Origin of the sequence: Streptomyces sp. RKAG293 (genome assembly GCF_023701745.1) — a bacterium.
In the GTDB taxonomy this organism is placed as follows: domain Bacteria; phylum Actinomycetota; class Actinomycetes; order Streptomycetales; family Streptomycetaceae; genus Actinacidiphila.
The window spans coordinates 5,447,715-5,461,939 of record NZ_JAJOZB010000001.1; the positions used below are offsets into that span (position 1 = coordinate 5,447,715).

9 protein-coding genes and 1 riboswitch are annotated in these 14,225 nt (G+C 72.5%); of the genes, 5 read left to right on the forward strand and 4 right to left on the reverse strand.

Annotated elements, in window-relative coordinates; all coding sequences use genetic code 11:
- Window positions 1–5: 5 nt before the first annotated feature.
- Window positions 6–180, reverse strand: a riboswitch (cyclic di-AMP (ydaO/yuaA leader).
- A gap of 234 nt (window positions 181–414) precedes the next feature.
- On the forward strand, window positions 415–2,868 hold the full coding sequence (pcrA, locus tag LNW72_RS24445; RefSeq protein ID WP_250977328.1) for a DNA helicase PcrA: 2,454 nt from the start codon (window positions 415–417) through the stop codon (window positions 2,866–2,868).
- Between the two features lie 54 nt (window positions 2,869–2,922).
- Here the strand turns inward: pcrA and LNW72_RS41720 are convergent, their stop codons facing one another.
- Both LNW72_RS41720 and LNW72_RS24455 read right to left on the reverse strand, forming a co-directional pair.
- The gene (locus tag LNW72_RS41720; RefSeq protein WP_250977329.1) at window positions 2,923–4,470 is read right to left on the reverse strand and encodes a M23 family metallopeptidase; all 1,548 of its coding nucleotides are present in this window, start codon (window positions 4,468–4,470) and stop codon (window positions 2,923–2,925) included.
- 128 nt (window positions 4,471–4,598) lie between these two features.
- Entirely contained in the window at window positions 4,599–5,510 is a 912-nt protein-coding gene (locus LNW72_RS24455; protein ID WP_250977330.1) for a triacylglycerol lipase, read from the reverse strand.
- 302 nt (window positions 5,511–5,812) lie between these two features.
- On the opposite strand from LNW72_RS24455, the gene LNW72_RS24460 reads away from it, so the two are divergent.
- Window positions 5,813–6,226, forward strand: a complete 414-nt coding sequence (locus LNW72_RS24460; protein ID WP_138352976.1) for a cobalamin B12-binding domain-containing protein — start codon at window positions 5,813–5,815, stop codon at window positions 6,224–6,226.
- Between the two features lie 52 nt (window positions 6,227–6,278).
- On the opposite strand, the gene LNW72_RS24465 is transcribed toward LNW72_RS24460, so the two are convergent.
- Both LNW72_RS24465 and LNW72_RS24470 read right to left on the reverse strand, forming a co-directional pair.
- Window positions 6,279–7,895, reverse strand: coding sequence for a DUF5691 domain-containing protein (locus LNW72_RS24465; protein WP_250977331.1), 1,617 nt, complete (start codon window positions 7,893–7,895; stop codon window positions 6,279–6,281).
- A gap of 54 nt (window positions 7,896–7,949) precedes the next feature.
- Window positions 7,950–9,266, reverse strand: coding sequence for an SWIM zinc finger family protein (locus tag LNW72_RS24470; RefSeq protein WP_250977332.1), 1,317 nt, complete (start codon window positions 9,264–9,266; stop codon window positions 7,950–7,952).
- A gap of 127 nt (window positions 9,267–9,393) precedes the next feature.
- Between LNW72_RS24470 and LNW72_RS24475 the strand changes: the two genes are divergently transcribed.
- From LNW72_RS24475 to LNW72_RS24485, 3 genes are read left to right on the forward strand one after another with little or no spacing between them, the layout of a single operon-like run.
- Window positions 9,394–10,509 (forward strand): AAA family ATPase, encoded by a 1,116-nt coding sequence (locus LNW72_RS24475; RefSeq protein ID WP_250977333.1) that lies wholly within the window; start codon window positions 9,394–9,396, stop codon window positions 10,507–10,509.
- Window positions 10,506–12,863 carry a DUF5682 family protein gene (locus tag LNW72_RS24480; RefSeq protein ID WP_250977334.1) on the forward strand — a complete coding sequence of 786 codons (2,358 nt, stop codon included), beginning with the start codon at window positions 10,506–10,508 and terminating at the stop codon, window positions 12,861–12,863. Before LNW72_RS24475 ends, LNW72_RS24480 begins: the two co-directional genes overlap by 4 nt.
- Window positions 12,860–14,053 (forward strand): VWA domain-containing protein, encoded by a 1,194-nt coding sequence (locus LNW72_RS24485; RefSeq protein WP_250977335.1) that lies wholly within the window; start codon window positions 12,860–12,862, stop codon window positions 14,051–14,053. The genes LNW72_RS24480 and LNW72_RS24485 overlap by 4 nt, the downstream gene beginning before the upstream one ends.
- The last annotated feature ends 172 nt before the right edge of the window (window positions 14,054–14,225 follow it).

A 14,225-nucleotide genomic window follows, 5' to 3' on the forward strand; every position in this document is an offset into this window, starting at 1 on the left:
GCGGGAAATCCTTCCGTAAACCGCTTACCGGGTTAGCTGTCGGGTTCGGGCTGTCGGAAGGTCGCCCTACGGTTCGTGCGGAACGTCCCCTGCGGAACATCCCGTGCGGACCGATTCACCCCAGTGATGCCAGTGGGTCCCCGGCTGCGGCCTCTCGGCCGCACTCAGCGGAGACGGTCCGTGACGGCGTGTTGCCGAGGTGGAGGACGGACCGCCTGGTCCGGCACGGTAGCCAACTCTCGTGTCCGGTGGGAAGACCGGTGTCCGATAGGCCCGAAACCATTTCGTGATCTGTGCTCGGTGGTCGGATCCGGTCGCGGAGAGTGACGAATCTTTCAGGCCCGGTCCACGTCCGGACGGACTCCGCCAAGCGGAGTGTGAGGTGTCAGTGGGGGCGCCTAGACTCGGGAAGCGATGAGCAGCCTCTTTGACGACAGCTTCCTGGCCGACCTCCAGGCCCCCGACCACGCGTCGGAATCCGTCCCGCCGCCCCCGGAGCACGGGTCCGCGCACCGGCCGGACGATGCCGCGGACGACCTCTTCGGCGGGCGCTTCAACGAGCCCCCGCACGGTGGCCGGGACGCGTACTACCGGGACGGGGCCGCCCGCCCCGTCGTCGACCCCGCGCAGCTCCTGGAGGGGCTGAACGAGCAGCAGCGCGCCGCCGTCGTGCACGCGGGCGGGCCGCTGCTCATCGTCGCGGGCGCCGGATCGGGCAAGACGCGGGTGCTGACGCACCGCATCGCCCATCTGCTGGGCACCCGCGGGGTGCACCCAGGCGAGATCCTCGCGATCACGTTCACCAACAAGGCCGCGGGCGAGATGAAGGAACGCGTCGGCGACCTCGTCGGCGCGCGCGCCAACGCGATGTGGGTCATGACGTTCCACAGCGCGTGCGTGCGGATCCTGCGCCGCGAGAGCAAGAAGCTCGGCTTCACCTCCAGCTTCTCGATCTACGACGCCGCCGACTCCAAGCGGCTCATGGCGCTCGTCTGCCGGGACCTGGACCTCGACCCCAAGCAGTTCCCGCCGAAGGCGTTCAGCGCGAAGGTCTCGAACCTCAAGAACGAGCTGATCGACGAGGAGGACTACGCCCGGCAGGCGGAGAACCCCTTCGAGAAGCACGTCGCCGAGGCGTACGCGCTCTACCAGGCGCGGCTGCGCGAGGCCAACGCCCTGGACTTCGACGACATCATCATGACCACGGTGCACCTGCTCCAGGCGTTCCCCGACGTCGCCGAGCACTACCGGCGCCGGTTCCGCCACGTCCTCGTGGACGAGTACCAGGACACCAACCACGCCCAGTACACGCTGGTGCGCGAGCTGGTCGGCACCGGCGACCACACGGCCGAGCTGTGCGTGGTGGGTGACGCGGACCAGAGCATCTACGCCTTCCGCGGTGCCACCATCCGCAACATCCTGCAGTTCGAAGAGGACTACCCGCAGGCGACGACGATCCTGCTGGAGCAGAACTACCGCTCCACGCAGACGATCCTCACGGCCGCCAACGCCGTCATCGAGCGCAACGCAGGCCGCCGCGCCAAGAACCTGTGGACCGACGCCGGCGACGGCCCGATCATCACGGGCTATGTCGCCGACCACGAGCACGACGAGGCGCAGTACATCGCCGAGGAGATCGACCGGCTGACGGACGCGGGTGACTCCCGCCCCGGTGACGTCGCCGTCTTCTACCGGACCAACGCCCAGTCGCGTGTCTTCGAAGAGGTCTTCATCCGCGTCGGGCTGCCGTACAAGGTCGTCGGCGGGGTGCGCTTCTACGAGCGCAAGGAGGTCCGCGACATCCTCGCGTACCTGCGCGTCCTGTCGAACCCCGAGGACACCGTCCCGCTCCGCCGGATCCTGAACGTGCCCAAGCGCGGTATCGGCGACCGGGCCGAGGCGATGATCGACGCCCTGTCGCTGCGCGAGAAGATCTCCTTCTCGCAGGCACTGCGCCGGGTCGACGAGGCGTACGGCATGGCCGCCCGCTCCTCCAACGCGGTCAGGAAGTTCAACGAGCTGCTGGAGGAGCTGCGCACCATCGTCGAGTCGGGGGCCGGTCCCGCGACCGTCCTCGAAGCGGTGATGGAGCGCACGGGCTATCTCGCGGAGCTCCAGGCCTCCACGGACCCGCAGGACGAGACCCGCATCGAGAACCTCCAGGAACTCGCCGCCGTCGCCCTGGAGTTCGAGCAGGAGCGGGCCGCCGCCGAGGACGCGGAGCCCGGCACCCTCTCCGAGTTCCTGGAGCGCGTCGCGCTGGTCGCCGACTCGGACCAGATCCCGGACGACGAGGAGGGGGGCGGCGTCATAACGCTGATGACGCTGCACACCGCCAAGGGCCTCGAGTTCCCGGTGGTCTTCCTCACCGGCATGGAGGACGGGGTCTTCCCGCACATGCGGGCGCTGGGCCAGGCCAAGGAGCTGGAGGAGGAGCGGCGACTGGCGTACGTCGGCATCACGCGGGCGCGCGAGCGGCTGTACGTGACGCGGTCGACGATGCGCAGCGCGTGGGGCCAGCCCTCGTACAACCCGGCCTCGCGCTTCCTGGAGGAGATCCCGCCCACGCTGATCGACTGGAAGCGGACCGGCCCGGTGGCCGCGCCGGGGGCCGCGATGTCCGCCGCCGCGTCGTCGTTGTCGTCCTCGCGCGCCAAGGCGGGCCCCAAGGGCTTCGCGACCCGGCGGGCGACGGACCGGCCGGTGATCGCGCTGACGGTCGGGGACCGGGTCACGCACGACCAGTTCGGCCTCGGGACCGTCGTCGGGGTCAGCGGTACCGGTTCCGACGCGCAGGCGACGGTCGACTTCGGCGAGGAGAAGCCGAAGCGGCTGCTGCTGCGGTACGCGCCGGTCGAGAAGCTCTGACGGCGGGGCTCGCGCGCCTCCGGCGAGGGCCGGAGGCGGGTCGGGGGAGCGCTGTCAGCGGGGGTCGAGCCCGTGCGCCAGCAGCCACGGCAGCGGGTCGATCGGCGTACCGCCGTGCGGCCGGACCTCGAGGTGCAGGTGCGGGCCGGTGGTGTTGCCGGTGTTGCCCGAATACGCGATGACCTGGCCGGCCTTGACCGTGCCGGAGCGGATCTTGGTGCTGCTGAGGTGGCAGTACCAGGTCTCGGTGCCGTCGGCGGCGGTCACTATGGCCATGTTGCCGTAGGAGTTGTTCCACTGCGTGCGGATGGTGCCGTCGGTCACGGCCGACACGGGAGTGCCGGTGTCGACCGGGAAGTCGATGCCGGTGTGCAGCGCCATCCAGTTGACGCCGGACTGGCCGTAGTACGCGCTCAGTCCGCGCGCCGACACCGGCAGCAGGAACTTCGGCCGCAGGGCCTCCTTGCGTGACGCCGCGTCGGCCTTCGCCTTCTTCGCGGCGGCTTCGCGGTCCTTGAGGTCGATCCGCTCCTGCGTACGGCTGGCGCGGGTGGCGAAGTCGTCCGCGTCGGAGGTGACTCCGGCGAGCTGGGTGTCGAGCTTCGAGACGGGCGCGTTCGTGGCGGTCTTCTCGGAGGCCTCGGTCTTCGTCGTCGCATGGGCGCCGGGCACATCGCTGATGGCCGCGGCGGCGCAGGCCGCCACACCCATGACGGCGACGGACGGTACCGCGATGGTCAGGAGCGCGGAGCGCTTCGCGGGCCGCTTGCGGCGGCAGCCGCTCCCACCGCCGCGCGGGGCCGCCGGGACGTGGGCCACGTCGATCTCGGACTCGGAACCGGTCTCGGAACCGGTCTCGGAGCCCGTCTCGGAACCGGTCTCGGAGCCGAGGTCGAGTGCGGGGTCCAGGTCGTGGTCGAGGTGCAGGTCGTGACCGAGGTGGTCGGCGTCGGGTCCGGACTCGTGCGCGGGCGCCGGTTCCGGCTCGTACGCGAACTGAGTGGTGTAGTCGGCGCCGTACTCGTTCCCGTACTCGTTCCCGTAGTGCGGTGCGTCGGCCGAGGGGCCGGCGTATCCGGGTACGGGCTCCGGTGTGTAGCTGTGCTCGACGGGCGCGGCCTGCGCGGGCACGGTGTGGACGCCGGTGTCCCAGGACATCGCGTCGTAGGTGCCGGTCGGGTAGCTGCCGGTGTCCTGGCCGGGGGCGTTGTAGCCGTACGCCGGGTACTGGCCGGAGTCCCAGTTCTGCTGCGGCTGCTGCTGTTCCTGCTGGTGGAACTGCGGCTGCGACTGGGACGGGACGTGCGGCTGCTGGGACTGCTCGGGGTACGTGGGGTAGCTGCCGGTCTGGGCCTGCCAGAAGCCGCTCGCGTCGTAGCTGCCCGTCTCGTGGACGGACGCGTCGTAGCCGTGCTGCGCCGGCTGCGGGACAAACGCGTAGCTGCCCGTGGCGCCCGTGTCCGCGGTGCCGGTCATCGCTCCGAAGAGCGGATCGCCGTCCGCGAAGGTGGTGCCGATGTTCTGGTACGAGCCCGTCGAATAGGGGTCGTAGCCGTAAGCACCGTAGTCGGGGGCGTACCCCGACGGGTGACGATCGTTCACCGCCTACTTCTCTTTCGCCTCGGCAGCAGGAGAATTAGCGGTGACTGTAGCCCCCTACCCCCGACGGCGACAATCTTCGGCAGGTTCCGGATCCGTACAATGCGTTGTGTTCGAATTGAATTCGACGGCTATGCCGCGTTCTCGGCGCCCACCGCGAGCTCCTCGCCGGTCAGCGACTGCCGGATTCCGGCCGCCACGGCGGCGTGCACCGGCAGTGCGAGATGCCCGATTCCCGCGACTTGCACATTGTGTACCACCAGGTCGGGATGGTCGATGCGGGCGGTTTCCACCGGGATCATCAATTGGTCCAGGTCGCTCCAGAAGGCGACGAAATGCGTGCGGCAGCCGGGGGCCGGTTCCGTCAATTCGTTCATGAGATCGGAACCGGGGCGCATTTGCCGCACGATCGGGTGCGGCGTCAGCAGCGGGACGGCGCGGGTGCCGGAGTGCGGGGTGCCCAGCGTCACCACCGTGCGGACCCGGGTGTCTCCGCCGAGGCGCTGCACGTAGTAGCGGGCGATCAGGCCGCCGAGGCTGTGGCCGACGATGTCCACCTGGCGCTGCCCGGTCTGTTCGCAGATCTGCTCGACATGGCGGCCGAGCAGTGCGGCGGCCGTACGGATGTCGCAGCTCAGCGGGGAGTAATTCAGAGCCTGGACGTGCGTCCAGCCGTGCTTTCGCAGGGAGCGGCGGAGAAGGGTGAATACCGAACGATTATCGACGAAGCCGTGCAGCAGCAGAACGGGACGATGTGCGGCCGCCACGGCCCGCAGTCGCGCCGTACCGGAACTCGCATCCGTTTCCGTGTGCGAGCCGGTGTGCGAGGGATTGTGGGGATCTGTGTCGGTGTCCGCGTCCGTGTCCGTGTCCGTGTCCGTGGAGGGACCGGGGCCGGGCCGGTCGCGCTCGGGGAGGATGCCGGTCGGATAGAGGAAGAGATGGCCGGTCAGGATGACGAGCTCGAAAACCGCCGCGCGAATGACCGCTGTGCTGCGCAGCCAGCGGCCCGTGGCGACGGCTCCGAACGACAGGGCGCTCATGGCCCACCTCCCGTGCGGCACGACGGGAGACAGCTCCGTCCCCCGTGTGCCCTAGTCCGGAGAGCCGTACAGCGGGCCCCGGCTCCCCGGGAACGCATCGGACCCGCCGGCCACCTCCGGTGGAACGGAGGGCGGCGCCGGGCCCAACGTGTCGCGAACGTGTCCCACCGTGTGATTTCCCCCTCGCTCCGCACCGCGAAACTGTCCGGTGCGGGATGCTGGAGATAACGTTCGTTCACACTCGGTCCCACTTGAGGTCCCGCTCGGCCGGCGATGACGCCGGCAATGTCATGGAGGCAGTGATGGGAGTGTCCGGTCCGATCCGCGTGGTGGTGGCCAAGCCGGGTCTCGACGGTCATGATCGCGGGGCCAAGGTCATCGCCAGGGCGCTGCGTGATGCCGGTATGGAGGTCATCTACACCGGCCTGCACCAGACCCCCGAACAAGTGGTCGACACCGCGATCCAGGAGGACGCCGACGCGATCGGGCTCTCCATCCTCTCGGGAGCGCACATGACGCTCTTCGCGAAGGTCCTCGACCTGCTGAAGGACCGTGACGCCCTGGACATCAAGGTCTTCGGCGGCGGCATCATCCCCGAGGCGGACATCGCCCCCCTCAAGGAACTCGGCGTCGCCGAGATCTTCACCCCCGGTACTCCCACGACCGACGCCGTGGCCTGGGTCCGGGCCAATGTCCGCCAGGGCGCCGAAGCCTGATCCCTCCCGGGGGCGGCTCCCGGAACCCCCACCGCTCCGCCCCCCGGCCGGATCATGAGGCCGGGGCGGCCGGCGCCGGGGGTTCGAGCTCCGCGAGCATCACGGCCCGCAGCCGCAGCGTGCCGACCAGTCGCTGGAACGCCTCCGCCCAGTAGCTGCCCGCGCCGGGCGATCCGTCGTCCGGTTCGTCGGTCGCGGCGGTCAGTACGGTGAGCCGCTCGGCCTCCGCCGGGTCCAGACACCGTTCGGCCAGGCCCATCACCCCGCTGAAACTCCACGGATAGCTGCCGGCGTCCCGCGCGATGTCGAGCGCGTCGACCACGGCCCGGCCCAGCGGCCCGGCCCAGGGGACGGCGCAGACGCCGAGCATCTGGAACGCCTCGGACAGGCCGTGGGTGGCGATGAACCGGGCCACCCACTCCGCGCGCTCCTCCTCCGGCAGGATGGAGAGCAGCTTGGCGGGGTCGCCGACCGCCGCGACCGGTGCCGCGGGCGCCGGCGGGGGGCCGAGCAGGGCGCGGGCCCACGCGGGGTCGCGCTGGCGCACCGCGGCCCGGCACCAGGCGGCGTGCAGATCGGGCTGCCAGTCGTCCGCCACGGGCAGCGCGATGATCTCCTCGGGGCTCCGGCCGCCGAACCGGACGGTCCAGGTGGCCAGCGGCGCCGCCTCCACGAGCTGACCGAACCACCAGGCACGCTCGCCGCGACCGCTGGGCGGATGCGGGGCCACACCGTCCCGCTCCATCGCGGCGTCGCACTCGTACGGCGCCTCCACCAGGACGCCGATCCCCGCCACGTTCTCCCCGGCGCCGAGCGAGACGCAGCTGCGGGCCCGTTCGGCCATCCGGGCGGCCAGCGCGGAGCCGGGCAGCGCGGACAGCAGCTCGGCCGCGGTCGCCCGGACATTGCGGCTGCGGTCGGTCAGCGCCTGTTCCAGGAACGGCTCGTCGGCGGGTGACAGCCCGGCGCGCAGCGAATCGAGGAACATCAGCCGGTCCTCGGCCCGCTCACCGGTCCACGTCGACCGCAGCAGCGCGAGCGCGGCCCCGGCGTCCTGGCCGCGCAGCCGGGTCAGCAGCGCCACCCTTTCGGCGAACAGGCCCTCGTCCCACAGCTGCCGGATCGCCGCCGGATCCCCGGCCGCCGGCTCCAGACCCCTGACCCCGGCCCGCAGAGCGAACCGCCAGTCCGGATTCAGCTCCGCCAGCCACAGCGCGCGGGGCCCGGCCAGCGTCAGGGCGTCGGCCCGCAGATCGGTTCTGGCGCGGGCGGCGTCCAGCAGGTCGGGGAGCAGGGCGGGCGGCGCGGCATAGCCGTACCGCCCCGCCGCGGTGAGCCACTGCGGGAGCAGCTCGGCGAGGTTGGGGGTCGTGCCGCGTCTCCCCGACGAGCCGCCGCCCGCTGAACGGTCCGCCAGCAGCAGCCCCAGCCTGCGGCGTGCCGCCTCGGGCAGCACCGGCCGCCCGTCCGGCGCGGCGGGCACCGGCCGCTCCCGTGCCATGGCCGGCCGCAGGCCCGCGCGGCGGCTCACGGTGCCGATCGCCGCCGCGTCGAGCAGCTCCGTCGCCGGGTCCAGGGCCGGGTGCGGGCCCCCGGACGCCGCCGGTCTGCGGCGGTCCGTGCCGAGCAGTGCGCTTCCGACCAGGTCGGTCCAGCTGGCGTTCATCATTCCTCCGCGTTCCTCCTCGATGGCGCCCGTCCTGGGCCCGGACCCGGTCAGGCCCTACAACGGGACGGGGGTGGCGTCCGGGCCCCAGGCGGTGAGGGGGCGGACACCGGTGTGGCCGAGCTCGGCGAAGAGCGTGACGGGGTGGCCGCCGGAGACGGCGGCGAGCCGCCAGGGGCCGCGGCCCGCGATCGGCAGTGCGTCCTGGCCGTCGGCGTCGGCGAGCTGCCAGCCGCCGGCATCGGAGCCGGGTATCGGGACGACCCCGGACAGGACGACCGGCCAGGCGTCGAGCCACGGGTCGTCCGCGAGGGCGGCCCCGTACGCGGCGAGGGCCGGGCCGACCGGGACACCGGCCGGTACCGCGCCGGGTGCGGCCGGGCCGTGGCTCTCGCCGAGCACGGCGCGCAGCGGCCGGGCCGAGGGGTGGAAGGCGAGCTCGGCGTCAAGGCTCAGCCCGAGCGGGAGCGCCAGTTCCGGTGCGCGGCCCGCGGCGCCGAAGGAGAGCAGCATCGCGACCCGGCCGGACCGGGCGCCGTGCAGCCAGATCCGACGGGTGGTCAGCCGGTCGTCCGACGTGTCGAGTTGGGAGAGCACCAGCCAGCGGTCCCGGACGGTGGGCCCGGCCAGCAGCTCGGCCGTGTCCGTGGTGAACCCGACGCGGGAGCGCACCGTGGCGGCCAGCGGGCCCGGCAGCCGCTGCTCGCCGAGGTATCCGCGGGTGAGCAGATGGAGCAGCGCGGACTCCTCCAGCAGCCGAGAGGGCCAGTCACCGCCCCCGGCGGCGACGGCGCCCAACTCCCTGACCCGGGTGGCCAGTCCCGGTGCCTGGGCGTCCACCATCCGGGCCGCGATCTCGTCCCACTTCTGGTAACCCTCCCGGTCGGCGCCGGCCAGACCGCCGCGCAGCAGGTCGGTCAGCCGCTGCTCCAGCTCCGTCACACCCGCCGTCACCCGCTGGGCGCGCCGCTCGGCCCGCCGCCGCGCGGCCTGCGGGTCGGCGGGTTTCGCCGGCCCGGCCGCGGCGGCCCTGGTCCGTTCCTGCCGGCTGTCGAGCCACTCGGTCACCCAATCGGGCGCCACCGCGGGCCCGACGGCCCCGCCCGACGCCTCGGACCACAGGAGCAGCAGCCCGAGCGCGTGCTTGCACGGGAACTTGCGGCTCGGGCAACTGCACTGGTAACCGGGGCCCTTCGTGTCCACGACCGTCTGGTACGGCTTGCTGCCGCTGCCCGCGCACAGGCCCCACACCGCGGCTTCCGCCGTACCCGTACCGGACCAGGACGCGGGCATCGCGAGCCTGGCCCCGGCCTTCCGTGACGCTGCGTCAGGAGCGAGCGCCAGCACCTGATCCGTAGTCCACCGTTCCTCCATGACACGACCGTAGGTGCCGCCACTGACAATGCGTCCGACCTGCGGCTTCACCCGTTGTCAGTGGCGTGGTGCATGGTGGAGATCACCGCGGGACCGAGGGGTTCCGCGGCACTGGACAGGGGGATTCATGGCAGTCATGCCCACCGACATCGAGGATGCTCCGGAAGGTGCTCTGCGGCCGCACGCGGAGGAGGCCTTCGCCCATGAACTGAAGGCCCTCGCGGCGGCCGACGACCGTCCGCGGCCGTCCCGTTGGAATCTCTCGCCGTGGGCGGTGGCCCGCTATCTGCTCGGTGGATCCTTGCCCGACGGCACTATCATCACGCCCAAGTACGTCGGCCCCCGGCGCATCGTCGAGGTCGCCGTCACCACCCTCGCCACCGACCGGGCGCTGCTGCTGCTCGGTGTGCCGGGCACCGCCAAGACCTGGGTGTCGGAACATCTCGCCGCCGCGATCAGCGGTGACTCGACGCTGCTGGTCCAGGGCACGGCCGGCACGCCGGAGGAGGCCATCCGCTACGGCTGGAACTACGCGGAGCTGCTCACCAACGGCCCGAGCCGCAGGGCCCTGGTGTCCAGCCCGGTCATGCGGGCGATGGCCGAGGGCCGGATCGCCCGGGTCGAGGAGCTGACCCGGATACCGGCCGATGTGCAGGACACCCTCATCACGATCCTGTCCGAGAAGACCCTGCCGATACCGGAGTTGGGGTCGGAGACCCAGGCCGTCCGCGGCTTCAACCTGATCGCCACCGCCAACGACCGCGACCGCGGCGTCAATGAACTGTCCAGCGCGCTGCGCCGCCGGTTCAACACCGTCGTACTGCCGCTGCCCGCCTCGGCGGAGGACGAGATCGACATCGTCACCCGCCGGGTCGACCAGCTCGGCCGCGGGCTGGACCTCCCGGCCGTCCCCGAGGGCGCCGACGAGATCCGCCGGGTCGTCACCGTCTTCCGGGAGCTGCGCGGCGGGGTGACCGCCGACGGCCGGACGAAGGTGAAGTCGCCGTCCGGCACGCTGTCGACGGCCGAGGCGATCTCGGTGGTGACCAACGGCCTGGCGCTCGCGGCGCACTTCGGCGACGGCGTGCTGCGGGCGGGCGACATCGCGGCCGGCATCCTCGGCGCGATCGTCCGCGATCCGGCCGCCGACCGGGTGATCTGGCAGGAGTACCTGGAGACGGTCGTGCGCGAGCGCGAGGGCTGGAAGGACTTCTACCGCGCCTGCCGGGAGGCGAGCGCATGAGTACGCCGGACGTCGTGACACCCGCCGCACCCCTCGCGGTGCCGCCCGCCGGCGGGCCGTCGGGGGTCGCCCTGCTGGGGGTGCGGCACCACGGTCCCGGCTCCGCGCGGGCGGTGCGCGCCGCGCTCGACGCGTACCGGCCGGGGACGGTGCTGATCGAGGGGCCGCCGGAGGCCGACCCGCTCGTCGGGCTCGCCGCCGAGGACGGCATGCGGCCGCCGGTCGCGCTGCTCGCGCACGTCCTGGACGACCCGGCGCGGGCCGCGTTCTGGCCCTTCGCGGAGTTCTCGCCGGAATGGGTGGCGATCCAGTGGGCCGCAGGACACGGCGTACCGGTCGCCTTCATCGACCTGCCCGCCGCACATTCCCTCGCCCTGCGCACGACACCGGATCAGCAGGACGAAGCTCCGGCGGAGGGATCGCCGGACGGCGGCGAGGCGGCTCAGGCGCTGCGCATCGACCCGCTGGCCGTGCTCGCGGAAACCGCCGGGTACGACGACCCGGAGCGCTGGTGGGAGGACGCGGTCGAACACCGGAGCAGCAGCGGTGACGACCCGCTGGCGCCGTTCGCCGCGCTCGCCGAGGCGATGGGCGCGCTGCGCGAGATGTACGGCGACGGCGGCCAGGAGGACGACCCGGCGCGCGAGGCCCATATGCGGCTGCGGATCCGGGACGCCCGGCGGACGCACGACCGGGTCGCGGTGGTCTGCGGGGCCTGGCACGTCCCGGCGCTCGCCCGGCCGGCGACCGCCACCGCGGACCGGCAGCTGCTCAAGGGGCTGCCCAAGGTGAAGGTCGAGATGACGTGGGTGCCGTGGACGCACCGGCGGCTGTCGCGGCACAGCGGATACGGCGCGGGGATCGACTCACCCGGCTGGTACGGGCATCTGTTCGGGGCGCGGGACCGGCCCGTCACCCGGTGGATGACCAAGGTCGCCGGGCTGCTCCGTGCCGAGGACCTGCCGGTCTCCTCCGCGCATGTCATCGAGGCCGTGCGGCTCGCCGACACCCTCGCGGCCATGCGCGGCCGCCCGCTCGCCGGCCTGAGCGAGACGACGGACGCGATACGGGCGGTCATGTGCGACGGCTCGGACGTACCGCTCGCCCTGATCAGGGACCGACTCGTCGTGGGGGACGTCCTGGGCGAAGTGCCGGACAGCGCGCCCGCCGTGCCGCTGGCCAGGGACCTGACCCGGGAACAGCGCAGGCTGCGGCTCAAGCCAGAAGCGCTGGAACGCGAGCTGGAACTGGACCTGCGCAAGGAGACCGACGCGGGCCGCAGCCGGCTGCTGCACCGGCTGCGGCTGCTGGGCGTCGACTGGGGGAAGCAGGTCCGTTCGCGCGCCGGGACCGGGACGTTCCGGGAGAGCTGGCGGCTGCGCTGGGAGCCGGAACTGGCGATCCGGGTCGCCGAGGCCGGGATCTGGGGCACGACGCTGCTCGCCGCGGCGACGGCGAAGGCCGAGGAAGGGGCGGTGCACGCCGCCGCGCTCGCCGACGTGACGGCGCTCGCCGAACGCTGCCTGGTGGCGGGGCTCCCGGACGCGCTGCCGGTGGTGATGACGGTGCTGGCCGACCGGGCCGCCCTGGAGACCGACGTCGGCCATCTCGCCCGGGCGCTGCCCGCCCTCGTACGGTCCGCCCGTTACGGCGACGTGCGCGGTACGGACTCCGAGGCGCTCCACAAGGTCGCCGAGGGGCTGGCGGAGCGGGTCTGCATCGGGCTGCCGCCCGCCTGCGTCGGGCTGGACGCGGACGGCGCCGCCGAGATGCGCGGCCACGCCGAGGCGGCGCACCGGGCGATCGGTCTCCTGCAGGCCGACGGCCTCCTCGACCGGTGGGCGGTGATGCTGCGGGGCATCGCCGAGCGCGACGGGGCGATACCGGGGCTGCTGCGCGGCAGCGCCACCCGGCTGCTGATGGACGACGGACGGCTCGACGAGGAGTCGGCCGCCCGGCTGATGGCGCTCGCCCTGTCACCGGGGACGCCGTCGGCCGAGGCCGCGGCCTGGCTGGAGGGCTTCCTGGCGGGCGGCGGCATGCTCCTCATCCACGACGAGCGGCTGCTCGCGCTGGTCGACTGCTGGCTCGCCGCGGTACCGGCCGCCGCGTTCAACGACGTACTGCCGCTGCTGCGGCGCACGTTCGGCGAGTTCGAGTCCGGTGTCCGCCGCACCGTCGGCGAGCTCGTCAGGCGCGGCGGCGCGGGCCGGCCCGAGACCGCGGCGGGGGAGACGGTGCCGGGCTTCGGCGCCGGGTTCGACGAGGAGCGGGTGGCGGCGGCGCTGCCGGTGCTGCGGCTGCTGCTGGGGCACCCAGGGGACGGGTTCGACGCGACGGGGGAGAACGGATGACCGACGACACGCGGGTCCACGACACGACGACCGGTGGCATGACGACGGCCGCCGATGAACGGCTGCGCCGCTGGCGGCTGGTGCTCGGCGGAGGGGCCGCCGACGGGACCGGCCGCGAACTCACCGGGCGCGACGCGGCGATGGACCGCACCCTCGGCGCGCTCTACGGAGGTGGGGGCAGCGGCGCGGACGGCAAGGGCGGCCGGGCGGCCGGTCTCGGCGGCTCCGCGCCGCAGGTCGCCCGGTGGCTCGGCGACATCCGTACGTACTTCCCGTCCTCCGTCGTCCAGGTGATGCAGCGGGACGCGATCGACCGGCTCGGGCTGTCGGCGCTGCTGCTGGAGCCGGAGATGCTGGAGGCCGTCGAGGCCGACGTCCATCTCGTCGGCACGCTGCTGTCGTTGAACAAGGCGATGCCGGAGACCACGAAGGAGACGGCGCGGGCCGTGGTCCGCAAGGTCGTCGAGGACCTGGAGAAGAAGCTCGCCACCCGCACCCGCGCGACCCTGACCGGCGCCCTCGACCGGTCGGCGCGGATCAGCCGCCCCCGGCACCGTGACATCGACTGGGACCGCACCATCCGCGCCAACCTCAAGCACTACCTCCCGGAGCACGGCACGATCGTGCCCGAGCGGCTGATCGGGTACGGCCGGGCGTCGCGGGCGGTGAAGAAGGACGTGGTGCTCTGCATCGACCAGTCCGGTTCGATGGCCGCCTCCGTCGTCTACGCCTCGGTGTTCGGGGCGGTGCTGGCCTCGATGCGGAGCATCGACACCAAACTGGTCGTCTTCGACACCGCGGTGGTCGATCTGACGGACCAGCTGGACGATCCGGTGGATGTGCTCTTCGGCACACAACTCGGCGGCGGCACCGACATCAACCGCGCTCTGGCGTACTGCCAGTCCCTGCTCACCCGGCCGGCGGACACCGTGGTCGTCCTCATCAGCGATCTCTACGAGGGCGGGATCCGGGACGAGATGCTCAAACGGGTGGCGGCCATGAAGGGTGCGGGAGTGCAGTTCGTGGCCCTGCTGGCGCTGTCCGACGAGGGTGCGCCGTCCTACGACCGCGAGCACGCGGCCGCGCTGGCCGCGCTCGGAGCGCCCGCTTTCGCCTGCACACCGGACCTGTTTCCCGAGGTGATGGCCGCCGCGATAGAGAAACGGGCGCTGCCCGTACCAGAAGCCTGACGCGAGCCTGACAACGCGCTCTGTGACCGTTCTCACCGCTCACATGTGACCTGCGATTTAGGGACCTACGTCCCACGGGGATAACCTGCGAGACGGACATGCCGCGTACTTCGGTGACCGTGTGCGCCCTCCTTGTGACCGCGTAGTCACGCTTCCCGTATCGGCACGTTCG